Consider the following 25526-nt stretch of genomic DNA (forward strand, 5'->3'; position numbering starts at 1 on the left):
ACGGATGTGTCGTCGGAATCTCCGACTGACGACACGACACTAATCCATCTCAATAGATGCATCAAGATAGATGTATCTATTGAGATGTACTCTGCTGCTCATGAACGGAGTCGAAGCGTTCCTCCTGGGCCGCACCCTCATGAAGATCGGCGAACAGGCGATGCCCCAGCCGAAGTCGGGCCCGCCGGGATCGGTCCGCGCGGTGGTCGTCGTCCTCGGCGACCTCGTGTCCCACCCCGGGACCACGGTCGGCGAGATCGCCGCACGGACGGGTCTGCCGCAGAGTCAGGTCTCCACGGCCGTAGCCCGGTTGGAACAGGCGGGCTCCGTCGACACGGAGCCCGACCCCGCCGACCGGCGCCGCCGGCTCATCCGTCCCGCCGCCGAACCCTCCGCACGGGTCGCCGAGGTACGCGCCACCACCATCGACGACGCTCTCACCGCGGCGCTGACCGGTCCCGACGGAACACCCCCCGACCCGGACACCGTCCGGGAGGTCACAGCGGCCCTGGACCTCCTGGCCCGCAGACTGACCCCGTCCGTCACCGCCCGCTGACCGGGACGGCGCTCGGGCTCGCCGCCCAGGAAGCGGCGATCAAACAGCGTTCCGCCGCCGCCAGATGGGTGGCCGCGGCGAGCCAGGCCCAGGCGTAGCCGTCCGGAGAGGGGTCGGCCAGCCGGCCGAAGACGTCGCGGGGCCGGCGGTCGGCCTCGGCGGCCAGCGCGGCGGCCAGGTCCGCCGCCGCGGTGAGCCCGGCCCGGCGCAGCGGGCCGTACGAGGCCCCGACCAGGGACTCCGTACCGCGGGCGGCCTCGGCGACGGCCCGGCGGCCACCGGCGACCCCGGTCTCCAGCAGGCGACGTACCCGCCACAGCGGGGAGTCGGCCAGCGGGTCCGGGCCCTCGGCCGCCGGGACGGGTACGGGGGCTACGGTCCCCTGCGGGAAGTGCGCGCCCTGCAGGCGGTCGTAGCCGAGGTCGGCCCGGCCCAGCCACTCCTCGGGCAGTCGCAGCGTGTGCTCCGCGCCCGGCACCGGGCCCACGGCCAGGGGCCGCAGCGTGGCGGTGCGGTCCAGGTCGGGGCGGCCCAGCACGCGTAGCTGCAGCCCTGGGTAGGAGGCGATGCGGCGCAGGTTCTCCGTGTGCGCCAGCTCCGGGTGCGGATGCGCCGGCAGCAGCCGCAACAGCGGCGCGTCCGGGCGCGACTCGCGGACGAGGAGGTGCTCGCCGACCGCGCCGACGACCGTGACATCGCAGCCGAGCAGCGCGGACTCGGCCCCCTCGGGATCGGCGAGCAGCTCGGCGACGGCATCGGCGGCCGGTCGGGCGAAGAGCCGCGACGCGGGCTGTTCGGTCCAGGCGAGGCCGGGCAGCGGGGTCGCTCTGACCCCGCGTCCGGCGCCGAGGCGGCCGTCCGGGGAGACGGTCGCGCCGACGATACGTAGGCCACCGCGGGCGAGGCCGGCATGGTCGAGGGTGGCGCCGCCGAGGGCGACGGAGGCGGAACCGGCGCCGCGGGCGCGAGCCAGGCCGCCGGGGCGGACGTCGGAGACCGAGTACGGGGTGCCGTCCGGGGCCAGCAGGTGGGTGACCACTCCGCCGTATCCGGTGGCGGAAAGCACGGGTTCCCGGCACAGGCCGTACACCTGGAGGCTGCCGCCCGACGCGTAGGCGCGGCGGGCGGTGCCGGTCAGTGCGGGGTCGGCGGCGCCGGAGGCAAGCAGTCCGGCGAGGTGGAGGAGCTCGCGGAAGGCTCCGGTGAGGTCGCCGAGCCGCTGGCCCGCGCGGTGTTCGCGGGCGGCGCGCAGGCCGCGTACGACCCGTAGGGCGGCCGCTTCGGCCCGGACCAGCCCGGCCAGGCGGGCGGTGTGGGCGGCGCGCAGCAGCTCGGCCTGGACCACCGCGCCCCCGGCGGTGACCCCGGCGGAGAGGGCTTCGGCGGCCACGTGCCAGAGGGCGCCGGCGGCGCGCAGCTGGGCCGCGGTGAGGGCCGGCGCGGGCCCGGTGGTCCCGACGGACGCGGCGGAGGCGGCGGTTTCCGTGGATCCGGTGGGAGCGGCGGCAGCGACGGAAGGGGCGGCGGGATCGTCCGGCCCGGTCGCCGTGGCCCGCGCCGGCTCAGGTTCGGCCGCCGGCTCGGGCGTGGAGTCCGCGAGTGGGGCCGCGCCCAGGGCGGCGGCCCGGTGCAGGCAGCGGGGTGCCAGCAGGCAGCTGCACGTGGCCTGGTCGGCCGTGGTGATCGTGCCCGCCGGACCGGGGCGCAGGGTGACGAGGGCGTCCTCGCCGAAGCGGAGGGTGACGGTCCCGTCGGCCTCGAGGACGGCGCCCGCCGCGCAGCCCTCGGTGGCGGCGTCCAGCTTCTTGCGCAGGCGGGCGGTGAGGTTCTCGACGGCTTCGGCGAGCACCTCGGGGGCGACGGGCGGCAGTTCGGTGCTCAACGGGACTCTCCACGGAGGCGGTCGCCCACCCAGCGGGCGAGGGCGAGGGGACTGAGGGCGGCCACGGGCATACCGGCCGCCACGAGTTGCCGCGCGACCGGGACCGAGTACCGGGGCGTCCCCTCGTCGTCGAGCGCGGCGCAGCCCAGCAGGTGGGCGCCCGAGGCGGCCAGCGCACGGACCTCGCCGAGGAGCCCACCGATGGGCGCGCCCTCCTCGAAGTCGCTGACCACGACGACGAGGGTGCGGCTCGGAACGGTGATCAGGGAGCGGGCGTGCGCGAGACCGGCGGCGATGTGCGTGCCACCGCCGACCCGGACCTCCAGCAACAGGGAGAGCGGGTCCTCGACCCGGTCGGTGAGGTCGACGACCTGGGTGGAGAAGGCGAGGAAGTGGGTGGACAGGGTCGGTACGCCGCCCAGCACCGCCGCGGTCAGCGCCGACCAGATGACGGACGCCTCCATCGATCCGGAGACGTCGACGACCAGGATCAGCCGCCAGTCCGCCTCACGGCTCGCCCGCGTACTGAAGACGGGCCGCTCGGGGACGACGACCACGCTGCCGTCGGGCCGGCGCCGGGTGTGCGCGAGGTTGGCGCGCAGGGTGCGGGCCAGGTCGAGCTTGCCGCCGGGCCTCCGGGTGGGGCGCGGGGTGGCGAGGCCGGAGAGGGCCGGGCGCAGCCGGGTGGCGAGCTCCTTGGCGAGTTCGTCGACGAGCCTGCGCACCAGCGGGCGCAACGTGGCGAGTTGGGCTTCCGGCATGCCCCCGGCGAGGGACAGCACGGAGCTCAGCAGTTCCACCGAGGGCCGTACGGCCGCCGGATCGAGCTGGGTGAGCACGTCGGTACGGCCTGCTTCGGCCGCTCCCGCCAGCACCTCCTCCCGGACGTCCGCGCCGAACAGCGCCTCCAGTTCCTGCGACCACTCCCGGGCGGTGGGGAAGGAGGCCTCCTGGCCGCCCCCGTGTCCCCCGCCCTGGCCGCGGTCGAGGTCGGCGGCGCCTTCGCCGCGCCCGGCGCCGTACAGCTCGTCCAGCGCGTGGGCGTAGCGGCGGGCGCCGGCCGGGAGCCGGTCGCGTTCGCGGCCGAGCAGCAGCCGCCAGCGGTCGGCGGGGGCGAGCCGCGGGTTGTCGGCCTTGGGGGGCCGTGCGGCCCGAGGGGCCTGCTCGGGTGGGGCTTCCGAGGCCTCCAGGGTCTCAGGGGCCTTGGGGGTCTCGGCGGCCTCGGTGGCCTCGGCGGCCTCAGGGGCCGGAACCGGTGTCGCCCCTTCCGTCCCGGGCAGAGGAAGGCCCTTGAGGGCGGCCAGTCCGGCCGCGTCGGCCGCGGCCCACAGGGCGAGCAGGGCGGGTGACGCGTCGAGCGCGAGGTCGATGCGGTCGCCGAGCCGCTCGGTGACGGTGTGGAGCAGCCGGTCGCGGGCGGCGGGCGACAGGGCGTCGAAGCCACCGCGCAGGGCCGGGAGCCGGTCCAGGAAGTCCTGGTCGGCGAGGTGCTCGACGCGGTCGAGGAGCGGGGTGAGAGCCGCCGGGGACGACTGCAGGAGGGGGCCGGCGGCGGTGAGGAGTCCGCCGAGCCGCCGGGTCAGGGCGCGCCGACCGTCCGCGGTGCCCGCGCCGTCGACCCATCCGGCGGCGCGGCCGCCGAGCTCGGCGGCCGGGTCGAGGTCGAGCAGGACCCGTACCGCGAGGGCCGCGCCCTGCATCAGCGGGGACGCGGAGGCGGACAGGGCGGCCAGGGCGTCGTCCGTGCGCAGACCCAGGTGATGGGCGGCGGCCCGGTCGGCGAGGGCCACGAGGGCGGCCGCGTCGGCGGGGTCCTCGCTCCCGGCGAGGCCGGGCAGACAGCGCACGGCCGCTTCGAGGAGGTCGCCTGCCAGGTCCGCGGCGGCCTCCCTGGAGGCGTCGGAGGTGCCGGGCAGGTGGCCGCGGTGCAGTGCCTCCAGAAGGTCCAGGGCGTCGAGGAGTTCGGGCAGGGTCGCGGTCTGCGGCAGGGCGGTGGCCGCCTCGTGGAGGCGTACGTCGACCAGCTCGGGCAGATCGCACCGCGCAGCGGCGGCCAGCCCGGCGAGGATCTGCGCCGGGGTCGGCCCGCCCTCGGCGGCGGCACGGCGGGCGGTGTCGCGCAGCGTGCCGGCGGCCGCCTGGGCGACGGTGACGCCGCGGACCCCGGCGAGATCCAGCCGGGCGGGAACGGAAGGCGTCCAGGACAGCCGCCACTTGGTGCCGAGGGCGGTCCCGTCGCCGGTGGCGGCGACGGTGAGCGGCTCCCCGTAGGAGGCTCCGCACACGAGGAGCCGTTGCAGCAGGACCTCGCGACGGCCGTCGAGGGCGGAGCGGAGCGGGTCGAGGCGGATCTCGCGGGGCGCGGGATCCTCGGGGGACGGCAACCGCAGCGCGGCCAGTTCGGCCTCGACGGAGGGGCCGAGACCGGAGCGGGGGGCGTGCGGGGTGATCCGACCGCGGGCGGTGCCGACGAGCACGGCCTCGAGGGCGCGGGCCAGCGCCCGGCCCCGGCCGAGCGGTTCGCCTTGGCCGAGGACGGTGGTGACGGCTTCGAGCAGCTCGCCCCGGCCGGGCGCGGGGAGCGCGCGCAGCGTGGCGAGGTCGCAGGCGAGCCGCAGGGTCTCGGCGGCCTCGCCGGTGCCCGCGGTGTGCCCGGCGCGGCGCAGCTCGCGGCAGAGCCCGGTGACGGCGACCGAGGCGGCCTCGCGAACCCGGTCGGGGTCACCGCCGGCTTCGAGGACGGCCTGCTGCCAGCGGGGGTCGCGGATCCCGGCGGGGTACCCGGAGCGGGAGTCGAGCAGGTCGAAGGAGTACGGCACGAAGGAGGTGACGGCCGGCGCGGCATCCGCGGCGGGCGCCCCAGAAGCAGCGGCGGCCCTGCCGTGCCCGGGTCCCGGGACGACCGGGTTCGACCCGACGACCGTGACCGTGACCGCGTCGGCATCGGGACCGAAGCCGTTCCCGTTCCCGTTGCCGTTGCCGGAAGCCGAGCCAGAGCCAGGTGCGAAACCGGAACCGGAAGCGGAACCCGATCCGGAACCGCAAACGGCATCGGAGCCGCCGCCCAGGGCGGAGGCCGACTGGGAACCGAGGCCGGAGGCGGAGCCGGAACCAGCGCCAGGTTCGGAGGCGGTGCCAGCACCCGAGTCGGAACCGCGAACGGCATCGGAGCCGCCGCCAGTGGCCGAGGCCGAGTGGGAACCGAAGCCGGAGCCGGAGAGGGAGTCGGCACCCGGTGCGCAATCGTGGGTCGAGCCAAGGCCGGGACCCTCGCCTTGGGCAGAGTCGAGGCCAGAGCCGGAATCGGCACCACGGTCGTGGGCGGAGCCTGTGCCGGTGCCCCGACCGTCGGCGGCCGTGCTCGGGAGGACCGGGGCGTGGAACGCCCCGATCACCGCGGCCACGCGGTGGCCCCCGGCGACGGCGGCCGCGATCACGCTCCGCATGTGTGCCTCGCGGGCCAGGTCGGTCGCCGGCACGGCGCCCGTGTCCGCGCGCAGCGCCCAGCCGACGCCGAGGGCCGCACGACGTACGGACTCCGGGGAGCATCCCGGGGCGAGGACCTCGACGGCCCGGTCCCACAGGTCGTCACCGTCGCGACCCGTACCGGCGGCTGTCAGAGCGTCCGCGAAGGACCTACCGGCAGCAGGAGTGCTCCGGTCCACAGCCGTGGCCGAGCCCTGGTCCGAGAGGGCGGCCCGGGCCCAGTCGGAGCCCGTAGCCTGGGGCGAACCGAGGTCCGGGACCGGGTCCGTGCCAGGCCCCGACCCCGAAACCGAGCCCCCGACCAGCGCCGAGCCCCGTGCCATGCCCGAGCCCGGAGCCGCGGCGGGGACCGAAGCCGTACCCGAGACCGGAGCCGGAGCTGTGCCCGAGCCCGGAGCCTTGCCCGAGCCCGAAGGCGTACCCGAGACCGGAGCCGTGCCCGAGGCCGAGTCCCGTGCCGTGCCCTGGTCCGGAGCCGGAGCCGTGGCGGGGACCGGGGTCTGCTCCGAGACCGGAGGCGTGGCGGGGACCGGGATGCGGGCCGAGACCGCATCCGGGGCCGGGATCCGGTCCGAGGCCGGGTGCAGGGCGACGGCCGATGCCACGTCCGCGTCCGGCGCTGCGGCAGGGCTCGACGCCGTGCCCGGCTCGGTCCAGCCGCGGTCCGCCAGCGCGAGGTCGCAGCAGATGACGGACGCTCCGCTCCGGCGGGCCCAGCGGATCGCGGCCAGTTCCGGGGAGAAGTCCGCGAACGGGTAGAACGCCAGGCGGCCGTCCTCCCCCGTGCCCGCGAGGGCGACCGGGGCGACGGTCTCCGGGTCGGCGAGGTGCTCCAACCACGGCTGGAACTCCGCCGGGAGCTCGACACAGACCACGTCGGCTCCCGAGGCGTCGAGCAGGGCCGGTACCACCGCGGCCAGCGCGGGGCTGTGGTGGCGTACTCCGATGAGGTACGGCTCGCGGGCCGCGGCGAGGGCGTCGACCGCGGCGCGCGGATCGGTGTGCGTCAACGCAGGCTCCCGCGCAGGTCCCAGAGGCGGCGCCACATCGGCGACCCGTCCTCGGCGCGGCGCCGGACAGGCCCGTCCCAGTACCCCAGCAGCCGTCCGTGGTCGGCCGGGTCGTCCTTGCGTACGACTCCGAGCAGGTGCCCCGGCAGCAGGTCCAGCACGTCCCCGCCCGGCAGGTACGCGGCGGCGACCCCCAGCGAGGCCGCCACCTGGACGGCTTCGGCGGTGGACATGACCGTACCGGGGCGCTCCACGTCCCAGCCCTCGGCGGAGCGGCCGGAGCGCAGGTCGCGGAAGACGGTGACGAGCGCGTCGAGCACGGCGTCGTCGACCCCGAAGGCGGCGCCGGCCCGCTGGACGGCGGCCACCGCCTGGCGGCGGATCAAGGTGGCCTCGGCGTCCGCGTCGGCGATCGGGGCGACGGTCTCGAAGTTGAAGCGCCGCTTGAGGGCGGCGGACATCTCGGAGACGCCGCGGTCGCGCAGGTTGGCGGTGGCGATGACGGTGAAGCCCGGGGCGGCGGAGACCACCGCGTCCTCGGTGGCGGTCAGTTCGGGCACGCTCAGTCGCCGGTCGGACAGGATCGACACGAGCGCGTCCTGCACCTCGGGCAGGCAGCGGGTGATCTCCTCGACGCGGACGACGCGTCCGGTGCGCATGGCGGAGAGCACCGGCGAGTCGACCAGGGCCTGCGAGGTGGGGCCCTGCGCGAGCAGCAGGGCGTAGTTCCAGCCGTAGCGGAAGGCGTCCTCGGTGGTGCCGGCCGTGCCCTGGACGGTGAGCGCGCTGGTGCCACTGACCGCGGCGGCGAGCAGCTCGGACAGCATCGACTTGGCGGTACCGGGCTCGCCGGTGAGGAGCAGGCCGCGCTCGCCGGCGAGGGTGACGACGCAACGCTCCACGAGGGCGCGTTCGCCGACGAACTTGGGGGTGATGGCCAGCTTGGCGGGGATTCCGGCGCGGCGCTTGGGCAGGGCCAGTTCGGCTCCGTCGCTGCCGCAGACGAAGGTGACGACGGCGCGCGGGGTCAGGGCCCAGCCGGGCGGGCGGGGGCCGGGGTCCTGGGCGGCGAGGAAGGCGAGTTCGGCGGCGTGGCGCTCCTCGGCGGGCAGTACCTGCCGCGCGGCGGGGGCGGTTTCTTCGGTGACGGTCATCTGGGTTCTCCGGAATGTGTACGGGGTCTGGTCCGGGGCGCGGCGCACCTGCGGGCAGGTGCGCCGCGCCGGACAGGGGTACGGCAGCGGCCGGTTCAGCGGCGGCGGGCGCGGGTGCGCTTCACCTCACGGGGTGCGCTTCACCTCACGCGGTGCGCTTCGCCTCAGCGGCGGCGGGCGCGCGTGCGCTTCACCTTGAGCTCCTCGAAGCGCGGCAGGTCGCCGTCCTGGATCCGCTGCCAGGCCCGGCGGTAGAGCTCCGCGGCCGGTTCTCCCGGCACCAGTACGCCCAGCGCGGGCCGCTGACCGGCGCTCAGGCCGTACATCGGGAGCTTCCACTGCTCCACCGGCAGCGTCGGGGAGGGCATGTCGGCCCACCCGCCGGGCAGGAACAGCGAGCGTCCGGCCCTGCTGCGGCCGGCCGTCACCACCAGGTCGGTGGCGCCCAGTTCGGCGCGGGCGGCCTTGAGCCGGGCCGGCTTCCAACCGGTCCACCGTGCCGTGTTGCGGTCGGTGGGGTCGGGCATGGCGAGCAGCATGAGGTAGAGGGTGGCCGCGTCGGCGCCCAGCCCGTACCGGGTGCTCGCCTCCTCGACCACCTCGGGGACGGAGCGGCTCGGGTCCTGCGGCCACCAGGTGCCGTCCGCGGCCACGGCGCCGGACGCGGGGGCGCCGGGGTCGGCGAGCAGCTCGGCGAAGCGCGGGTCGTGGGTGGTGCGCAGCGCCGCCTCGGCGGCGGAGGGCCGCTGGTCGTCGCCGCGCAGCACCGGCAGGTACGGGTCGGAGCCGGTGGAGTCCAGCAGTGCCGGGCGCAGTGCGGGCTTGGGCTGGTCGTCGTGCGTGGCCATGACGACCGCGCCGTAGCGCTCGTAGCCCTCGCCCGTCTCGGTGGGGGTGCCCGCCGCCTTCCGGAAGTCGGGCAGGCTGGTGTAGTGCCCGATCTCCAGGAGCAGTTCGGGCCCGGCGAGCCGCTGTCGTACGGCGGTCAGTACGGGCGGCAGGGCCGCTCGTACGGCATCACCCGCGGGCAGGCGGTGGGCCAGCCAGGAGGCCATGGCCACCGTCCCGGTCAGGACGGACACGGTGAAGAGGTCGGTGGACGGTTCGGCGGGCTCCACGTGGTCGCCCTTGACCGTCCAGGGCACGTCGATCGAGAGCTCGCGTGAGGCGGCCGGGTCGAGCAGTGCGGCCAGAGCGCGGTGCGCGGGCCAGGAGCCGCCCACGGCGCGCGCGGCCTCCGTGGCCAGCCAGTCGGGGACGGGAGTACGGCGGCCCACGCGCCGGTTCCAGAGCTCCGCGGCGGCGGCGACATCGGGACCCTCGCTCCACAGCTTCGCCGGATCGGCGGGCAGCAGAGCCGCGACCAAGGCGCGCCGCAGCTCGATGTCGAGAGCCCTGAGTTCGTCGCGGGCGTACGCGGCGTCGGTGGCCTTGACCCCGAGGGTGGTGCGCAGTTCGGAGGTGAGGAAGTTGCGTTCGTGGCTGTCGACGCCCGGGAGCCCGGCGATCACCAGGCGGGCGAGGGCGCCGGAGACTCCGGTGAGCTCGGCGAACTCCTCCGCGGCTTCCGGGCGGAAGGGCGCGGGGCCCTGCTCGGCGGCCGCGCCGAGGAACGCGGTGAGCCAGCCGGCGCCGCGTTCGCGGTCGCCGAGCGGAGCGTCGCCGCGCACGGTGTAGGGGCCGGGGACGGCGAAGGAGCCGGTGGGGTCGTACAGCAGGGCGCCGAACTCGTGGCCTTCGGGCACGGATTCGCTGTGCTCGGTGAGCGCGAGGACCGCTCCCCCGCCCAGCGGCAGCAGGCTGCGGTGGTGGACGTTGCGTTCGCCGTCCGGGGTGAGCAGGTGCTGCTTGTCGAGGCGCAGCAGGACCCGGCGCCAACGGTCGGCGGAGCCTTCGGCCGAGTCCAGACCGAGGGCGTCGACGGCGGTGAGCAGGGTGAGCAGCCCCTCCCGCTGCTCGTCGGTGGGTGTGACGGTGGCGGCTCGGTAGGCGACGGCCGCGGGCTGGTCCAGCAGTGGGGTCCAGGTGAAGGACCAGTACGGGAGCGCGGGCGTGTCGAAGTGCAGTCGGCCGGGCACGGCTGTGTCGTCGGTGCGCGTGCGGGCGGCGGCGAGTTCGCTCAGCGTGTAGTGGGCGGCGTCGCTCTCGCCGCCCCAGCGGTAGTAGCCGGAGCCGACGAGGCCGTCGAGGCCGTCGGCGATCAGCCGGTCGCCGGGACCCTGCTCGCGTTCCGGTTCGGGGGCGTTGTCGGGGTGGAGCCGGGCCGCGATGTCGTCCAGGGCCTTCTGCTGGACGAGGGTGAAGCGCAGGACCTCCACGATGCCGGCGACGATCTCGGGGGCGGTGATCTGCGGCAGGGCCGCGCTCACCAGGTCGGGCAGGTCGGCGGCCTTGTCCGCCGCGGCGGCCGTCTTGAGCAGTGCGGCCACGGTCTCCCGGTCGGCGGCGCGCAGGACGGCCGAGCCTTCGGTGTCGCGGGGGCGCAGGGCGTACCAGTGCGTGAGCGGCGGAAGGTCCACGCCGGCGGTGCCGGAGGTGGAGCGGCGGTTGTGGGCGTCGCGCGCCTGGGCGGTGACGACACCGTCCGGGTCGGTGATGCTGAGCTCCCGCCACTGCTGGGACAGCGCGCGGGGACGGTCGTCGCCGGGGAAGGCGAGGGCGGCGACGGGCATGTCGTGGCCCTCGGGCACGGTGACGGTGCGGCCGGCGGTGTCGGTGCCCTCCCAGCCGTGGCCGGGGACGCTCACGGTGCACCAGCCGAGCAGGCCGTCGGTGGGCTCGCCGAGCACCGAGCCGGCCACGGTGGGCGTCGGGCGCAGCCGTTGGGTGTATCCGCCGCGGCGGCCGGTCCCGGCGTCGGCGCGCAGCGCGTCGGTGAAGAACGCGGGCAGCGAGGGCCGCCCGTAGGTTCCGCCGACCGGGTCGTACTCCAGCCAGCCGGTGTCTTCGTGCTGGTCACGGCGTTGCCACACCCAGTACGAGGTGCCGTCGGACAGCAGGGGTCGCTCGTCCGGCAGCTTCGTGTCGCCGCGGTACAGGACCCCGCCGCCGGTGGTGCGCCCGCCGCCGGGGAGCGGCAGGGAGATGTTGTCGCTGCGCAGCGACCAGTGGTTGCGGTCGGTGTCCAGGGTGAGGACGTCGCCGGGCGCGTCGTGCCAGTAGCCCTGCGTCCCGTTGGTGTTCCAGGAGGACCAGAAGACGAGCAGTGCACCGTCGACGTAGTGGAAGCCGTAGTTGTGGGAGTTACCGTTCGGCACCCGCAGGTCGTGCGTGAGGACGGTGGACTCGGCGTCGATGACCCGAACCTGGGTCCGGTTGGCGACGATCAGGTACGGCCAGGCCTCCACCACGTGCAGGCCTTCCCGGCCTTGGCCGGGCGACAGTTCGACGAGGGCCTCCTCCCAGGAGGGCCAGGCCAGCTCTTCGAAGAGGCCGCCGCGCAGGGTACGGGCGAGGGTTTCGGCGAGGTCCGCGGCCGCCGCTGCGGCCACTTCCTCGGGGGCGAGTTCCAGGGCTTCGGTGGGCAGCCACCGCAGGCGTGCGATGGCGTCGGGGACTCCGGGCAGACCGGCGGCGGTGGAGGCGAGGGCGATGTCGCGCATCCACGCGGCCAGCAACGGGCGGCCACCGGGCGAGGCGGCGACGCGCCGGACGATGTCGGCGCAGCCGTCGCCCAGGTTGCTCAGCGCGCGGCGGAAGGCGGGGTGGAACCGCTGGTCGGCGGCGAGGGCGAGCAGGTCGCGGCGCCGGTCGCCGTCGGCCCACTCGGACAGGTTGAAGTGGTCGTAGCGGTGGCGCCGGCCCTCGGCCCCGGCCTCGGGGTCGATGACGGGGACGTCCAGGGCGAGGAGCAGGTCGATGAGGTCGGTGTCCTCGACGCCGACCCGCAGGCCCGTCTCCCTCTCGGGCCGGTCGAGTTCGGTGCGCAGCCGGTCGGCGCAGCGCTCGACGAGGTCGAGGAGGAGCGGGAGCGTGGGGCGCCGGCCCCAGCCGGAGTGGCGGGCGGTGTGGAAGCGCTCCAGCCAGCCGGCCGTGCCGTCGGCGCAACGCTCCTCGGCGGGCAGTTCCCCGTCGGCGAGGCCGGCCGAGGCGCCGGACTCGTCCAGGATCTCCAGCCACAGGGCGGTGAACTCGCCGCCGTCGCCGCTGGGCGGGGTCAGTCCGAGGAGGGTGCCACGGACGGCGGGAACGCGGCGGGCGAGCGCCACGAGGGCGCCGCGGTGGGCCTTCCACCAGCCGAGCGCGGCACGCAGGGTGGCGGGCAGGGGCAGCAGTTCGGCGAGGTAGTCCTGCTCGGGTTCGGTGCCGGTCAGGCCTGCGGCGCGGGCCAGCCGGCGCAGTTCGGTGGCGGCCTGGGCGGAGGGCGCCAGCCCACCGGCGGTGCGGCGTACGCACAGGCGGCGGAAGCGGTCGTAGGCCTCGGTGGGGGTGACGCGGGCGGCGAGGGCCTTGCCGTAGCCGGTGAGGACCTTCACCGGCAGGGCGCCGACGAGGGCGAATTCGAGGAAGACGGCGTCGAGGCGGTCCTCGTCGATGTCCAGACCGTACTGGGCCTCGGCGTCACGGGCCCGGCCGAACAGCTGAGCGGCGTAGGTCGTGTTCTCGACGGCGAGGAAGAGCCGCGCGGCCTGCTCGTGGAAGAGGGGCAGGAAGTGCGGGACGGACGCGGCGAGCCGGCCGGCCAGTTCGAGGCAGGCGTCGAGGGCGGCCTTGGGCTTGGTCTTGGCCTGCCGGGCGATCCGGTCCAGTTCGGGGACGACGGCCAGGGCGTGGTGGCCGTCCTCGGGGTGGTGCACGAGGACCCATTCGGGGAAGCCGAGCGCCTGGCGCCGGCTCAGGCCGACGACGGGCGCCTCGCCCTCGTACCGTACGAGTCCCAGGAATCCGGCGGCGAGGTCCTCGGCGGCGCCCAGTTCGGCGGGTGCGAGCCGGACGACGACGCGGTCCTCGCCGAGGCCGGGGTGGCGGTAGGAGCGCGCGGTCAGGTCCACGGCGTCCGGGCCGGCGCCGGTGGTGCCGGGCGGCAGTACCGCGCCGGCCTTGAGCAGCAGTTCGGCCTCGAGCAACGGTTCGGCCTGGTTCATCTCGATGTCTTCCTGGTTGGTGCTCACGCGTCCCCGCCCTTCTCGATCGTGCGCCCGGCGTACAGTGCCGCGGCCATCCGCATGCCTTCGGACCAGGCCACCGGTCCGACCTGGGTCAGGCGTACCGCCCGGCCGTCCTCGTCGTGCCAGCTCAGCGCGCCGGTGGTCGTCTCGTCCTCGTAGTAGGGTTCGCCGATCCATACGGCGGCCTCGGCGGCGGACCCGGAGTCCCGGACCTTGCAGGTGGCGTAGCCGCCGGAGACCCGGTAGCCGAGGCTCGTGGCCCGGGCGGCGAGGCTGAAGCGGGTGGGGAAGGACCCGCCCGCGTAGTCGCGTACCTCGGTGGCGGTGGCGACGACATCGGCCGGCTTGTGCCAGGTGGCCCGGTGGATCTGCTCGACCCGCTGCACGATGCCCAGTTCTGCCGCGAAGTCCCGTACGTCGTCCAGGTCGGGCAGCAGCACCGGGTGCGGCAGGGTCACCGTGCGCGGGGAGAGCCGTACGGTCTCTCCGTCGAGGTTGACCACCTTCAGCTCACCGGAGGCGGTGGCGTCCCGCAGGAAGCCCACCTCGTCCGGGTCGTCGCCGACGACGGCCACGTCACGCAGGGCGCTCTGCCAGGCCTCGTCCGGCCAGACCCGGGCGAGCAGTTCGGTCGGCACGGGCAGGGAGGAGACCATCCAGCTGTCGACCTGCGCGGCGCAGGCCGCCTCGTGCCGGTCGAGCCAGGCGGCGAGCCTGCGCAGCCGGTCCACCTCGGGATGGTCCTTCAGGGCCTTGGGCAGTGTCTTCAACTGCCGTCCCGCCGTCCGCCCGGTGGCGGACCTCGCCGCCACCCGTCCCTCCACCAGGGCGATCTCGTACCCCTCGCCCGCCGCCAGCCATGCCATCAGCCGTGCCCCTCCGCCTGTACCGTTCCGGTTCCGCGCAGCCTTGACAGGGGGGAGCCGACCCCCCTGAGCTGCGGTATGTCGGGAGACTAGCGAGAGCCACTGACAACGCCCGCCGGAGGGGCCTCCGTAGGTTGATTGTCCGGTTCTGGGTAGTGTTTCCGGGACAGCGTGCGGAGCGGTACCGGCTCGGGGTGGGGTTATGGGACATCAGATACGTGTGTCGGGTGCGGTGCTGGTGGCGCTGCTGCTGGCCGCCGCCACCGGGTGCTCCGATCCGGCCGCGCCGGGCGGCGGGGACCCGAAGGCGTCCGCGCCTGCGGGATCGCCGTCCACCGCTGCGTCGAGGGGCTCGAACCCACCGGGCGACGACGCCAAACCGACCGCCGGGGACGTACTGCCCGGTATGGTCAGCGCCGCTGTGGCGCGCACCCAGTTGGCGGCGCTCAAGGTCGCTCCGGTCGGCACGATGGCGGGCTACAGTCGGGAGAAGTTCACGCACTGGGCGCAGCAGGGCAACAAGTGCGACACCCGTGAGGTGGTCCTCAAGCGCGACGGCACCGACGTCACCCAGGACGCCGAGTGCAAGGCGGTCTCCGGCAACTGGAAGAGCCTCTACGACGGGGCGGTCGTCACCGAGGCGGGGAAGATGGACATCGACCACATGGTGCCGCTGGCCGAGGGCTGGCGCTCGGGCGCGGCAGGCTGGGACTCCGCGCGACGCAAGGCCTTCGCCAACGATCTGACCCATCCCCAGTTGCTGGCCGTGACCGCTGCTTCGAACCGTTCCAAGGGTGACCAGAGCCCCGACCTGTGGCAGCCGCCGGACAAGGCGAGCTGGTGCCAGTACGGGCGGGCCTGGACCACCGTGAAATCCACGTACGGACTGACCGTCACCGAACCGGAGAAGAAGATGCTCACCACGATGCTGGACACCTGCGCCTCATGACGGAACCGCACCGGTGGCAGGACGATGTGCTCGCCGGGCCGGGCGGCGCGATGACCGACGAGGTCGGCGTGATCACCGGCCCGTTGACGCTGCGCACGACGGTGGTGGCCGGGGGCCTGGTCCGGTTCGACGTCCAGTATCAGGACGCCGACGAGTGGTGCGTGCTCACCGGCAGCCCCCGGGCCCACCACGGCGCCCCGGCCGCCCTGCACGCCGCCGCCCTCGCGGCGGTCCGCGCGGGCGGCGGGGCCGAAGCTCCGGGTGGCCGGGCCGGCTGAGGCATGGGCGGTGGGGCCGGCCGAAGCGGCGGGCGACGGGCCGGCCGAGGCGGCGGGCTCAGAGCACGGCGATGCCCAGGGGCCGGGTGCCCGCCGCGAGTCGGCGGGTGGCCCCGGCGTCGAGGTCGACGACCGTGATGCCGTTCCAGTAGCCGTCCCGGGTGAAACCGCCCGAGACGTAGGCGGTCCGGCCGTCCCGGGAGACGGCCACGTCCTCGTGCGGGCCCTGGAGCGGATGCACCCGCTCGGCGCCGTCCGGGGAACGGACCGTCAGTGAGGGCCCCTTGCCGTCGCCCGGCCGCACGGCGCCCGTGCCGACCACCAGGAGCCGTCCGTCGGCCGTGACGGCGGCGCCGTGCTGGTGGGTGTCCGCAGTCATCGGTTCGATCCGGGTCCGCCCGGTCCGCGGGTCGACGACCGCCAGCCGCTCGCCCTCGAAGGGGAGCAGCAGTTGCCCGTCGGAGGGGCGTACGACGGCGTAGTGCGGCTTCAGCCAGGAGGCGAGCCCGCCCTCGGTGCCGTAGGGGGCCACCTCGATCCGGCGGGGGCGGAGCGAGCCGGTCGCGACGGCGGTGACGTCGAAGGAGTCGTGCCCGGTGACGTAGACCTCGGCGCCGTCCGCCGACACGTCCACGTCGAAGGGGCGCCGGCCCACCGGCACGACGCCGGTGATCTCGCCGCCGGCCGTGTCGAGGACCTCCAGGACCCCGGTGGTGCCGGGGACGTTGACCCCGACGTAGGCGTGCGCGCCGTCGGGCGACAGCGCGATGCCCATCCCGCCGCCCCGGTACTCGCCGTCGGTCACGGGCCCGGTGTCGGTCCGGTACGGGATCCGCGCCACCCGTACCCGGGTGCGCGTGTCGACGACGGCCACGCCCTCGGCGGTGGCGACCCACGCCCGGCCGTCCGCGCCCACGGCCAGCCCGTACGGGGCCCTACCCACGGTGACCGAGGCGACCGTGCCGCGCTCCGGGTCCACGAAGGACACGGTGTCGGCCCCGAAGTCGGCGGTCAGCAGCAGTCCTTGTGGGGTGGGGGCGGTGTCCGGCAGCGGGGAGGCGGCGGAGGGTGCCGGGGCGGGCGGCGCGGCCGGCGCGTTCCCGGCGCAGCCGCCGAGCAGCAGGGCCGTGGCCGTCGCCGCGAGAGCGCCGCGGATACCGGTCCCCGTACGGGTACGGGTACCAGGGCCGGTACGAGCGCGCTGCGTGCGGCCGTTCATCGGCCGGACCCGGCTTCCGCGGCATCGGCCGCCGTCTTCAGGGTCCGCGCCATGCCGTCGAAGCCCCGGCGGGCGGCATGCTCGTACGCGGTCACCCCCTCGCGGTCGGGCAGCAGCGGATCGGCGCCCGCCGCGAGCAGGACGGTGACGACGTCCTCGTGGCGGGGGCCGCCGTCGCCGAGGATCACCGCCTCCAGCAGGGCCGTCCAGCCGAGCCGGTTGACGTGGTCGACGGCGATGTCCGTCGCCTCGAGCACGGCGCGCACGTACGCGGTGTGCCCGCGCTCGGCGGCCGGGATGAGGGAGATCCCGCCGAAGCGGTTGCGCTGCTTCAGGTCGGGTCCGGCGGGCAGCAGCAGCCGCATCATGCGCACGCTGCCGGTGACGCCGGTGACCAGCCAGGGGCTGTCTTCCCGGGAGTCCGGGACGTTCGGGTCGGCTCCGGCGGCGACCAGCAGTTCGGCCACCGCCACATGGTCGCCGAGCGCGGCGAGCAGGAGCGGCGTGCGCAGATCCTCGTCGCGGGCCTCCACGGCGGCGCCCGCGGCGAGCGCCGCGCCCACCGCCGCCGCGTCGCCGCGGCGGGCCCCGTCGAGGAGGAGTCGGTCGTGCGCGTTCATGGTGTCCCTCTCGGCTCCGGGGCGGGGAGGGCCGGGTGCGTCCTCCCGCTCCCCCGGTCCATGCTCGCCGGGCCGCCCCCACCGAAGGGTCCGACCGGTGGCCGGAGCCCGCGAGCGGTCCGGTCGACCCGGGGGTCGACCGATCGGTTGATGCGGGCCGCCCGGCTCACCGTTCACCTCCCGACCCAGGATGGTGACAGGGTCTCACGCACACTATTGCTTCTCACCCTATGCAGTTATAGCCTCTAACAATCGATTGAATGCCTACCGCTCGGCCGGCTCGGCCCTGCCCGACCACGGAACGCAAGGGGAACCCCATGCCCGGCACCCACCGCACCGGCATTCGCACCACCCTGGCAACCCTCCCGCTCGTCGTCGGCCTCCTTGCCGCCAACGCGGCCCCCGCCGGGGCAAGCGTCGCCCCTCACCCCCACACCTCCCTCACCTGCCGCGGGGCCGGCGTCGACCCGAACGCCCGCGTACGACACCGGGCCGAGATCGTCATCGACGCACCACTGCGTACGGTCTGGAACCTGCAGACGGACATCGAGCGCTGGCCGTCGTGGCAGGCTCCCGTGACGACCGCGGAACGCCTCGACGGTGGCCCGCTCCGCCCGGGTTCCGCCTTCCGGTGGACCACCCCCGTACCGCCGAACCCGACTCCGGCCACCAGCCTGGAGATCACCTCGACCGTCGAACAGCTCGCGCACCACACCTGCATCCGCTGGACGGGTCCCGCGACGGGCGAGGGCCTGCACATCGACGGCGTCCACGTGTGGACCTTCACCAGGACCCGCACCGGCGGCGTCCGGGTGAGCACCGAGGAGACTCACACCGGCCCTCAGGTCGACGCCGATGTCCCCACCGCGACGGCCATCCTCCGCCAGGGACTCGAAGGTTGGCTGAGCGATCTCAAGGCCACCGCCGAGGCCCGCACCCACCAACCGCACCAACCGCACTGACCCGCGGAGCCGATGCCGTCGCCGTCGCGGTCGCGGGGTCAGGTGGACGAGGTCACCGGGGCGGTTCGCACCGCTGGGGAAGCGTCACGGTCCCGGGCCGGTGCTCGAAGGTGTCCATGACCAGCCACTCGTCCAGCTCGGGGTCGTAGAGGTTCTGGACACCGAACTGCAGCACCTGCCAGAAGGTGCCCCGGTTGTTCTCGTCGACGTAGATGTCGCCCAGCGCGAGCGGCAGCCGCGGGTGGTTCCCAGGAGGCAGCTCCGGGAAGACCACGCCCACCCTCCAGTGGTTCACGTGCCGGTCCGGGGTGCGCCGCAGGGTCTCCCGACCGACGAACCGGGCGCCCTCGAACCCCTCGTTCAGCGCTTCCAGGTTGAAGCCGGGGATGCGTGAGCAGGGATGCTCGTCCAGACCGGGCCATTTGTACGTCAGCGTGTAGAGCGTGTCGTGGTAGATCAGGTTGGTGAACCAGATCGGATACTGCGGGCCCCCCGCGGTCATCTGGCTGTCACCACCGCGCCCCTCCCAGGTGAACGGCACCGTGATGTCCAGGTCCCGGACGATCCACTTGCCCTTGCCACGGAAGTCGCGGGGAAGCCGGGGCGGAGGGGGAGTCGGAGTCGGGGAGGCGTTCGGCCCCGCGGCCACGACCCCGAACGGCGGCACGGTCCCCGTCCGGGGCTGGGCGCCGACCGGGGTCCCGGCCGCCGCCAGGACGAGGGCCACCACTCCGGCGAGAGCAGCCGATGTGGCCTTCCGACGTGCGCCTTTCCAACCCATGATCTCCCTCGGATGTCGCGTCGGGTGCCGTCACGACGCGGGGGCCATCACGGCGATGCGGGGACACCCGTCCCCGGAATCACAGATTCCGAAACCGTCGGCTCCTGCGCTCGCGACAGCGGTACCGTCCGGCGGGCAGGCCTCGCGTGGGCGGGATGTCGGCCACCCGGCGCAAGTGTCGGAGATCCGTCGGCGATCTGCCGGTGGCCGCTGGAACCGTAGGTGTCGAGTGGCCGGCGAAACGTCCCGGCCGCATTCACCCACGAGGAGTCCCGCCCCCATGTCGTCCATATCCCCCGCCTCGCCGTGGAACGTCCGTCGGCTGCCGCGCGCCGACGGCCACGTCTTCCTGGTCACCGGCGGCAACGCCGGCATCGGGTACTTCGTCGCGGAGCAGTTGTCGGCCACCGGAGCCACCGTCGTACTCGGCAGCCGGGATCCCGCCAAGGCAGAGGCCGCCTCGGCCTCGATCCGTGCGTGCGTGGCCGGGGCGCGGGTGCGGGCCGTACGGCTCGACCTCGCCGACCTCCGCTCGCTCGAAACGGTGGCGGAAGCGCTGCAGGTGGAGCACCTCGACGCGGTGGTCCACAACGCCGGCGTCGCGCTCGACGACCCGCCGCGCAGGGAGACGGAGCACGGTCACGAGCTCATGTTCGGCACGAACCACCTCGGCCACTTCGCCTTGACCCGGTGGCTCCTGCCCCTGCTGTCGGCCGCGCCGGCGGCCCGTGTCGTGACCATGGGCAGCTTCGCGGCGAAGTCCGAGCGGCTCGACCTGGACGACCTGCAGTCCCGCGACGACTACCGTGCCAAGCGCACCTACGGACGCTCCAAGTTGGCGCAGATGTGCTTCGGCGTCGAACTCGACCGCCTGCTGCGTACCGCCGGCAGCACGGTGGCGAGCGTGGTGGTCCATCCCGGCGGCGCGCTGGACTCCCTCACCCCGTCACGGCCACCGCTCCATGTGCGAACGGTCGGGGCTCGGCTGGGCGCGGCCCCGGCGGCTCTCCTCCTGCAGGGCAAGCACGCCGGCGCATGGCCGGCGGTGCGCGCCGTGCTCGATCCGGCCGTGCGAGGGGACCTGCTGTGGGGACCACGCGTCTTCGGCCTGCGCGGCGAGCCCCGCGGCGAACCGATGTGGGATCACCTCGCCGACCGGTCCGTCGCGGCGCGGTTGTGGGAGGCGAGCTGTGACCTGACGGGAGTCGACCCCGGCGCCGCCCTCGGATGAGTGCCCAGGTCCGCCCGGCCGTGGCCTCGGAAAACCGGGTTGCCGCGTGGTCGGAAGCTGCGGTGGAATCCCGGAAGCCCACCTGGTGGAAGGCTGGGCCGCCGATACGGGGAGGGGAGGGATCGTCTCGTGGACGTGACGACGGCACTGGACCGTGTGCTCCGCCATGCTCTGGTGGTCCGAGTGGGCTCGGTGGGTGGATTCGGGGTGGACGGGGAGATACGGGTGGATCTCGCCGATCCGGCGGAATCGGCGACGCTCAGGACGGCCATGGCCGTGAACGAGCTACCGGGGGGCCACTGCATGTGCGGTGGTGACGTCCGCTTCGAGTTCTACGACGGGGACGACGGGGACGCCGGGGACGCCGTGCGACTCGCGGTCGTCGTCCTGCACCACGGGGCGGCATTGAGGTGGGATCAGTGGGAGGGTGACGCCGTCCTCACCGACGGACACCTGCTGCTGGAGTGGCTCGACGGGCACGGAATGCCCGGCCCGCTGCACGAGTTCGAGGCCGCCCGACAGCAGGCGACGCGGGAAGCCTCAAGGCAGCGCGCGTGGGTGGCCGCGGTACCCGCCGGACTGGAGGGGGCCGTCGACCGGATCCTCGATCTCTCCTGGAGCGGCCGGACGGCCTCCCCCGAACTGCTCGAGGAACTCACCGATCGGCTACGGCTGACGCTGCCCGACCCGGTGGAACGGGTGTTGGCCCTCCTCGCCTGGTACGGCTCCGGCAGTGGGCGGTGTTCCGGTCAGCCCCTCCATGAGGACGTGCCCGGTCAGCTGCTGGGCCGGGTGCCGATGGCTGACCTGATCGCCGCATTGGCCGACGCCCGGGCCGGCGCCCGGCACGACGACGGGGCCGTGCGGCATCTGGTGGGCCACAGGACTCGACCGCGCCAGAAACGGGACGTCGCCCGCCTGCCCGACCAGCTGCGTGCCCGCCTGCTGACGCACGCCCGCGGTTCCTGGGACTCCGACAAGCGAGGCCGCGCGGAACGGCGCCTGGCACCCCCGCGCGCGTGAGCCTCGCGTGCGCACGCGGCCGGGCCCACCCGTACACCGCGACCTCGACCGCAGCCGCGACCGCAACCGCGACCGCGACCGCGACCGGCAGGCTCAGGCCTCGTACTCCGTGAGGTCGATGCCGTGGACCTGCAGGAGGTGCCCGTACCGGGGGTCCGTGGTGTCGCGCTCCAGAACCATGCCGAGCTTGCGGATCACGTTCTCGGAGTCCTCGTTGCCGGCCCGGTTGATCGCGACGACCCGGTCCAGACCTCGGTCCTGGAGGGCGAATTCCAACGTGGCCTGGGCGGCCTCGGAGGCATAGCCCTGACCCCAGTACTGGCGGCCGAGCCGCCAGGTGATCTCGGCGTGCGGCAGTACCTCGGGCAGGTACTCGGGGATCGAGAGGCCGACGGCGCCGATCAGCTCCCCGGAGCCCAGGAGCTCGACGGCGAAGATCCCGAAGCCCTCCTCGTCCCACTCCTCCTCCCAGCGCTCGATGTCCTCGGCGGTACCGTCCAGGTCGAGGGTCTCGCCCTCGCCGATCCAGCGCATCACCTCCGGGTCGGCGTTGATCTCCGAAAGCGGGACGAGGTCGTCGTCGGACCAGCGGCGGAGGAGAAGTCGGGGGGTACGGATCTCGGTCATGCCCACATCCTGCCGAAATTCCGCCGACCAGCGGTAATCGGCTGTTGCAGGGCTCTCACGGGTGCGGGGCAGGCACCGGGGGCCGGGCCCGGTGCCTGCCTCGACCCGGCCCCGGCCGTCGAGGGTCAGGGGGTGTGGAAGCGGACCTCCGGCGCGTCGGGGGACGGGCCGTCCAGCGCGGGCTGCGGGCTGCCCCGTAGGTGCTGGTCGAAGAAGGCGGCGACGTAGCGTCGGGTCAGTTCGACGGAGCGGGCGCCGGGCAGCGGGGCCTCGTCGTCGGGCAGGCCCAGTTGTTCGGCGATCGCCGGGAAGTCGGTGAAGGTGAAGTGGCCGGAGTCGGCGAAGGTGATCCAGCGCTTCCAGCCGTCGAGCAGCGGCCAGTCACGGTCCCAGCTCGCGTTGCCGCCGGGGCCGCGCTGCTGTGCGCCGAGCAACATGAAGGGGCGCCCGTCGAGCCCGGCCGCGGGGACCGGTGTGGAGAAGCCGCCGTCCATGTTGATCCCGGCCCGGATCCTATGGTCGGCAGCCATCGCGGCGGCGGTCGAGGCGCCGCCGATCGAATGACCGGCCATCGCGATCCGGCTCTTGTCGATGAGTCCGGCGTGGCGCCAGGCGGGGCTGCGTCCGGTGAGGCGGTCGAGGAGGAAGGAGACGTCACGGGAGCGGGTGTCGCTCACGGTCCGGTAGCCCTCCTCGCCCTGGACCTTCTCGCAGGCCAGGCATCGCAGTACGCGGCCTCCGGGGAAGGCGGTGCCCACGCTCTCGTAGGCGTGGTCCACCGCGGCGACGACGTAGCCGCGGGACGCCAGGTCCTCGGCGAGCGCGGTGAGGGTGGCCCGGTGGACGGTGAACCCCGGGGAGAGCACGATCAGCGGATACCGTCCGGCGACCGGGCGGGCGCCCGTCCGGTCGCCGGTCAGGGTTCCGGTCAGGGTCTCGACCGGGATCACCTGGTCCAGCCCGCGGTCGACGAGCAGCAGGCGGGCCTCCTCGGAGGTGAGGTAGCGGGTGGTGCGGCCGGTGTCGTGCCGCGCCGGGTAGCGCATGGTGACCATGAGCTCGCGCGGACCGGAACCGGCCCAGGGGTCCGTGCGGCTACGGTCCACCAGGTGCAGGTCCTCCCGGCCGACCGCGAAGCGGCCGGTGGGGCGCGGGAGTTCCACCGTCGTGCGGTGGCTCTCGGGGCCGGCCGCCGAAGGTCCGGCGGCGGCGACGGAGGGGGCCGCGGAGGGGGCCGCGGCGAACGAGGTGCCGGCGGCGGCGAGCGGGAGCGGCAGGAGGAGGGCGAGAAGAGCCGCGGAGGCCACGGTTCTGCGGCTCGGCACGAGGGTCATGGGCTTCATCGACTTCATTGACGTCATCGACTTCATCGACTTCATGAACTTCACGCTATGCGGCGGATCTTGGCGGATCGTCAGCTACGAGAGCGATCCGCCGTCCGACCCGGGGAGGACGAGGGGGCTCCCGGTCACTCCTGAGTATGATCCACGCTGATCGAGTCGAGTTTGCCCCGCAGGTACGTGTGGGAGTCGACCGGCTCGTGCACCCGCCGGCCGACGGGGGCGGGCAAGGACTCCACCCGGGTGTGCGGATCGCATTCGTAGAAGTAGACGAGGGAGATCAGTTCCTCCGTGGGTGTGTCGATGGGCGGCGGCAGCACGCGGTGGCGGCCCGCGCGCCAGCGGTCGCCCGTCCAACGGGCCATCAGATCACCGATGTTGACGGTGAGCGCCCCGGGGTCGAAGGGTGCGTCCTGCCAGCCGTCGGCGTCGGTGTGGACCTGGAGCCCGCCCGCGCCCAGCTGCCGGTCGAGGACCGTGACCGTACCGAAGTCGGTGTGCGCGCCGATACGGAACTGGCCGGGCAGCGGCGGCCCGACGAGCTCGGTTCCCGGGTACCAGTTAAGATTGAACCCCCAGGTGGGGTGCGAGGTGTGGCGGGTGAAGTGGTCCTCGCCCAGGCCCAGGGCGCAGGCCAGGAGTTCCAGCAGTTCGTCGGAGAGGTTCCGCATCAGCCTCAGGTACTCCGTCACCAACGGTCGTAGGTGGGGTACTTCGGCCGGCCAGACGTTGGGGATGAACCATTCGGCGTCCACGGAAGGGTCGCCGGTGGGCTCCTCGGCCGCGAACGACCAGGACTCCTTGAGATCGGGCGGCGAGGCCGTCCCCTCGGCGTAGCTGTTGGCCTCCGCCCCAGGGCCGAGCCAGCCCCGGCCGCCGACCGTGACGGCGTACGGTGTCTTCGCGCTCACCGGCAGCCGGAAGAACTCACCCGCCGCCTCCCGGATCCGCGCGGGCAGCGAGGGGTCCACTCCGTGCCCGGTCACCAGGAGGAAGCCGGCCGCGCGCAGGGCCTCGTCCACGCGGGCGGCCGTACGGGCGCGGGCCTCGGGTCCGCCGGACCGCCACGGCCCGAGATCGATCACGGGAATCTGGGATCCGGCCATGGGAGACCTGCCTTCCGGGGCTGGGCTGCGGGGCGTCCGGGACCGAGGTTATCGCCGCGCGCCACCGGACAGGATCAACACGGAGCGTGATTCTCGGACACCTTCTGTACGCATTCACCCTTGTCATTCGCGAGGATCATCCCGAGAAGGACCAGAATGAGACGGAGGCGAGCGGCTCGTCAGGGACGGAGCGAGTGGTGGAGATTTCGACGAGGGAAGTCTTCGGGGCACCGTGCTGGGTGAGCCTGATGACGCGCGACCTCGGCACGGCCCAGCACTTCTACGGTGCGGTCGTGGGCTGGCGGTTCCGCCCGACCCGCCTCGGCGAGGCGTTCTCGGTGGCCTTCCAGGGCCGTGTCCCGGTGGCGGGCATCGGGGCACTGGCCGCGGACCTGGGCGTCGCGGCGGCCTGGACCCCGTACTTCGCCGTCGACGACGCCGATGTGGCGGTGGACCGGATCCGGGAGCGGACGGGCACGATCGCGGTCGGTCCGGTCTCCTTCGAGTCGGGCGGCCGCGCCGCGCTCGTGGCCGACCCGGACGGCGCCGTCTTCGGGATCTGGGAGGGCAATGTGGAGGCGGGCTGGCGGGTGGGCAAGGGCCCGTCACCCGCCTGGCTGGAACTGCGCACCAGGAACGCGCTGGACGCGGCGATGTTCTACGGCGCGGTGCTGGAGTGGGCCACGGGCCGAGCCGGCTGCTGCGAGGTCTCGTACGAGGAGGACCAGGTCGTACTGCGGCAGGACGGCGAGCCCGTCGCCCGCCTGAACAGCGGTCCCGTGGAGATCGCCTCCTACTCCCCCCACACCCGGCCCCGCTGGCACGTCCACTTCCGGGTGCCGAAGCTCCGGCCGGCGATGGAGGCGGCCGTCTCGCTGGGCGGCCGGCCCGTCTCGGACATCACTTCGAACGCGGCGGAGCGGTGGGTGACGCTGCGCGACCCGGACGGGGCCCTGTTCACCCTCACCACGGCCCTGGGGTCGGACACGGACTGACCGCCCCCTGTCGGTCGTCGGCGTGGGGGGCGCCTCACACTCGGGGACGCTTCGAGATGCGGGCGCACGGCAGTCCTGGTTCGCTGAATCCGCCCGCTCTCCCCCACAGATCCAGGAGCGAACATGAGCGTTTCAGGTGAGTCCCGCGGCCGGTCCCAGCAGATGCGCGCCAAGGCCAAGGAGCTGAACGACGCGGCCGAGCGGTCCACCGACCCGGAGGAGCGCCGTCGGCTGAAGGAGAAGGCCCGCCGCCTCCAGGAGCAGAGCGAGCAGGAGGGCCGTATGGACGACCGGGGCATGGACCCCATGTAGCCCGTCCCCTCCCTCACACAC

The 25526-nt window shown here is 74.3% G+C and carries 19 protein-coding genes; 8 read left to right on the top strand and 11 right to left on the bottom strand.

Annotation, left to right across the window (positions count from 1 at the left end; all coding sequences use genetic code 11):
• Window positions 1-100: 100 nt before the first annotated feature.
• Window positions 101-556: a MarR family transcriptional regulator gene (locus BCL76_RS12260; protein WP_109779523.1), complete on the top strand. Its 456-nt coding sequence runs from the start codon at window positions 101-103 to the stop codon at window positions 554-556.
• Here BCL76_RS12260 and BCL76_RS12265 read toward each other — a convergent pair.
• The 5 genes from BCL76_RS12265 to BCL76_RS12290 form a co-directional block, all read right to left on the bottom strand.
• Window positions 543-2438, bottom strand: coding sequence for an SWIM zinc finger family protein (locus tag BCL76_RS12265; protein WP_109779524.1), 1896 nt, complete (start codon window positions 2436-2438; stop codon window positions 543-545). The two genes, BCL76_RS12260 and BCL76_RS12265, sit on opposite strands and share 14 nt — an antisense overlap.
• Window positions 2435-6934: a DUF5682 family protein gene (locus BCL76_RS39395; RefSeq protein WP_219933942.1), complete on the bottom strand. Its 4500-nt coding sequence runs from the start codon at window positions 6932-6934 to the stop codon at window positions 2435-2437. The genes BCL76_RS12265 and BCL76_RS39395 overlap by 4 nt, the downstream gene beginning before the upstream one ends.
• A complete protein-coding gene (locus BCL76_RS12280; RefSeq protein ID WP_109779525.1) occupies window positions 6931-8088 on the bottom strand; it encodes an ATP-binding protein in 1158 nt (385 codons plus the stop codon). The genes BCL76_RS39395 and BCL76_RS12280 overlap by 4 nt, the downstream gene beginning before the upstream one ends.
• 164 nt (window positions 8089-8252) lie before the next feature.
• On the bottom strand, window positions 8253-13199 hold the full coding sequence (locus BCL76_RS12285; protein WP_441350746.1) for a DNA-binding protein: 4947 nt from the start codon (window positions 13197-13199) through the stop codon (window positions 8253-8255).
• Window positions 13196-14062 (bottom strand): DUF4132 domain-containing protein, encoded by an 867-nt coding sequence (locus tag BCL76_RS12290; protein ID WP_109779526.1) that lies wholly within the window; start codon window positions 14060-14062, stop codon window positions 13196-13198. Before BCL76_RS12290 ends, BCL76_RS12285 begins: the two co-directional genes overlap by 4 nt.
• A gap of 202 nt (window positions 14063-14264) precedes the next feature.
• On the opposite strand from BCL76_RS12290, the gene BCL76_RS12295 reads away from it, so the two are divergent.
• Entirely contained in the window at window positions 14265-15011 is a 747-nt protein-coding gene (locus tag BCL76_RS12295) for an HNH endonuclease family protein (protein ID WP_258309573.1), read from the top strand.
• Window positions 15008-15289 carry a hypothetical protein gene (locus tag BCL76_RS12300; RefSeq protein ID WP_109779527.1) on the top strand — a complete coding sequence of 94 codons (282 nt, stop codon included), beginning with the start codon at window positions 15008-15010 and terminating at the stop codon, window positions 15287-15289. Before BCL76_RS12295 ends, BCL76_RS12300 begins: the two co-directional genes overlap by 4 nt.
• A 58-nt stretch (window positions 15290-15347) precedes the next feature.
• On the opposite strand, the gene BCL76_RS12305 is transcribed toward BCL76_RS12300, so the two are convergent.
• Complete coding sequence (locus BCL76_RS12305) at window positions 15348-16508, bottom strand: YncE family protein (protein WP_258309574.1); 1161 nt, start codon at window positions 16506-16508, stop codon at window positions 15348-15350.
• Complete coding sequence (locus BCL76_RS12310) at window positions 16505-17128, bottom strand: ankyrin repeat domain-containing protein (RefSeq protein WP_109779528.1); 624 nt, start codon at window positions 17126-17128, stop codon at window positions 16505-16507. The genes BCL76_RS12305 and BCL76_RS12310 overlap by 4 nt, the downstream gene beginning before the upstream one ends.
• Before the next feature lie 317 nt (window positions 17129-17445).
• Between BCL76_RS12310 and BCL76_RS12315 the strand changes: the two genes are divergently transcribed.
• Entirely contained in the window at window positions 17446-18090 is a 645-nt protein-coding gene (locus tag BCL76_RS12315; RefSeq protein WP_109779529.1) for an SRPBCC family protein, read from the top strand.
• A gap of 52 nt (window positions 18091-18142) precedes the next feature.
• Here the strand turns inward: BCL76_RS12315 and BCL76_RS12320 are convergent, their stop codons facing one another.
• Window positions 18143-18820 (bottom strand): hypothetical protein, encoded by a 678-nt coding sequence (locus tag BCL76_RS12320; protein ID WP_146228360.1) that lies wholly within the window; start codon window positions 18818-18820, stop codon window positions 18143-18145.
• 331 nt (window positions 18821-19151) lie between these two features.
• On the opposite strand from BCL76_RS12320, the gene BCL76_RS12325 reads away from it, so the two are divergent.
• Together BCL76_RS12325 and BCL76_RS12330 are read left to right on the top strand one after the other, a co-directional pair.
• Window positions 19152-20102: an SDR family NAD(P)-dependent oxidoreductase gene (locus BCL76_RS12325; protein WP_109779531.1), complete on the top strand. Its 951-nt coding sequence runs from the start codon at window positions 19152-19154 to the stop codon at window positions 20100-20102.
• Window positions 20103-20231: 129 nt separating this feature from the next.
• The gene (locus BCL76_RS12330; RefSeq protein ID WP_109779532.1) at window positions 20232-21125 is read left to right on the top strand and encodes a hypothetical protein; all 894 of its coding nucleotides are present in this window, start codon (window positions 20232-20234) and stop codon (window positions 21123-21125) included.
• A 93-nt stretch (window positions 21126-21218) separates the two neighbouring features.
• Here BCL76_RS12330 and BCL76_RS12335 read toward each other — a convergent pair whose 3' ends face one another.
• From BCL76_RS12335 to BCL76_RS12345, 3 genes are all read right to left on the bottom strand, one after another.
• Window positions 21219-21752 (bottom strand): GNAT family N-acetyltransferase, encoded by a 534-nt coding sequence (locus BCL76_RS12335; protein WP_109779533.1) that lies wholly within the window; start codon window positions 21750-21752, stop codon window positions 21219-21221.
• Window positions 21753-21877: 125 nt separating this feature from the next.
• Window positions 21878-23131 carry an alpha/beta hydrolase family protein gene (locus BCL76_RS12340; protein WP_258309575.1) on the bottom strand — a complete coding sequence of 418 codons (1254 nt, stop codon included), beginning with the start codon at window positions 23129-23131 and terminating at the stop codon, window positions 21878-21880.
• 89 nt (window positions 23132-23220) lie between these two features.
• Window positions 23221-24198: an isopenicillin N synthase family dioxygenase gene (locus BCL76_RS12345; protein ID WP_109779535.1), complete on the bottom strand. Its 978-nt coding sequence runs from the start codon at window positions 24196-24198 to the stop codon at window positions 23221-23223.
• A gap of 248 nt (window positions 24199-24446) precedes the next feature.
• Between BCL76_RS12345 and BCL76_RS12350 the strand changes: the two genes are divergently transcribed.
• Together BCL76_RS12350 and BCL76_RS12355 are read left to right on the top strand one after the other, a co-directional pair.
• The gene (locus BCL76_RS12350) at window positions 24447-25193 is read left to right on the top strand and encodes a VOC family protein (protein WP_109779536.1); all 747 of its coding nucleotides are present in this window, start codon (window positions 24447-24449) and stop codon (window positions 25191-25193) included.
• A gap of 123 nt (window positions 25194-25316) precedes the next feature.
• Window positions 25317-25505, top strand: coding sequence for a DUF6381 family protein (locus BCL76_RS12355; RefSeq protein WP_030718106.1), 189 nt, complete (start codon window positions 25317-25319; stop codon window positions 25503-25505).
• The last annotated feature ends 21 nt before the right edge of the window (window positions 25506-25526 follow it).

The organism is Streptomyces sp. CG 926, from assembly GCF_003148825.1.
Taxonomy (GTDB): Bacteria; Actinomycetota; Actinomycetes; order Streptomycetales; family Streptomycetaceae; genus Streptomyces.

Excerpts from the sequence above, each read along its gene's own strand:
- BCL76_RS12290 (WP_109779526.1), bottom strand. The coding sequence starts at position 14,062 with ATGGCATGGCTGGCGGCGGGCGAGGGGTACGAGATCGCCCTGGTGGAG.
- BCL76_RS12295 (WP_258309573.1), top strand. The coding sequence starts at position 14,265 with ATGGGACATCAGATACGTGTGTCGGGTGCGGTGCTGGTGGCGCTGCTG.
- BCL76_RS12325 (WP_109779531.1), top strand. The coding sequence starts at position 19,152 with ATGTCGTCCATATCCCCCGCCTCGCCGTGGAACGTCCGTCGGCTGCCG.
- BCL76_RS12260 (WP_109779523.1), top strand. The coding sequence starts at position 101 with ATGAACGGAGTCGAAGCGTTCCTCCTGGGCCGCACCCTCATGAAGATC.
- BCL76_RS12345 (WP_109779535.1), bottom strand. The coding sequence starts at position 24,198 with ATGGCCGGATCCCAGATTCCCGTGATCGATCTCGGGCCGTGGCGGTCC.
- BCL76_RS12280 (WP_109779525.1), bottom strand. The coding sequence starts at position 8,088 with ATGACCGTCACCGAAGAAACCGCCCCCGCCGCGCGGCAGGTACTGCCC.
- BCL76_RS12350 (WP_109779536.1), top strand. The coding sequence starts at position 24,447 with ATGACGCGCGACCTCGGCACGGCCCAGCACTTCTACGGTGCGGTCGTG.
- BCL76_RS12300 (WP_109779527.1), top strand. The coding sequence starts at position 15,008 with ATGACGGAACCGCACCGGTGGCAGGACGATGTGCTCGCCGGGCCGGGC.
- BCL76_RS12335 (WP_109779533.1), bottom strand. The coding sequence starts at position 21,752 with ATGACCGAGATCCGTACCCCCCGACTTCTCCTCCGCCGCTGGTCCGAC.
- BCL76_RS12340 (WP_258309575.1), bottom strand. The coding sequence starts at position 23,131 with ATGAAGTCGATGAAGTCGATGACGTCAATGAAGTCGATGAAGCCCATG.
- BCL76_RS12355 (WP_030718106.1), top strand. The coding sequence starts at position 25,317 with ATGAGCGTTTCAGGTGAGTCCCGCGGCCGGTCCCAGCAGATGCGCGCC.
- BCL76_RS12315 (WP_109779529.1), top strand. The coding sequence starts at position 17,446 with ATGCCCGGCACCCACCGCACCGGCATTCGCACCACCCTGGCAACCCTC.
- BCL76_RS12310 (WP_109779528.1), bottom strand. The coding sequence starts at position 17,128 with ATGAACGCGCACGACCGACTCCTCCTCGACGGGGCCCGCCGCGGCGAC.
- BCL76_RS12305 (WP_258309574.1), bottom strand. The coding sequence starts at position 16,508 with ATGAACGGCCGCACGCAGCGCGCTCGTACCGGCCCTGGTACCCGTACC.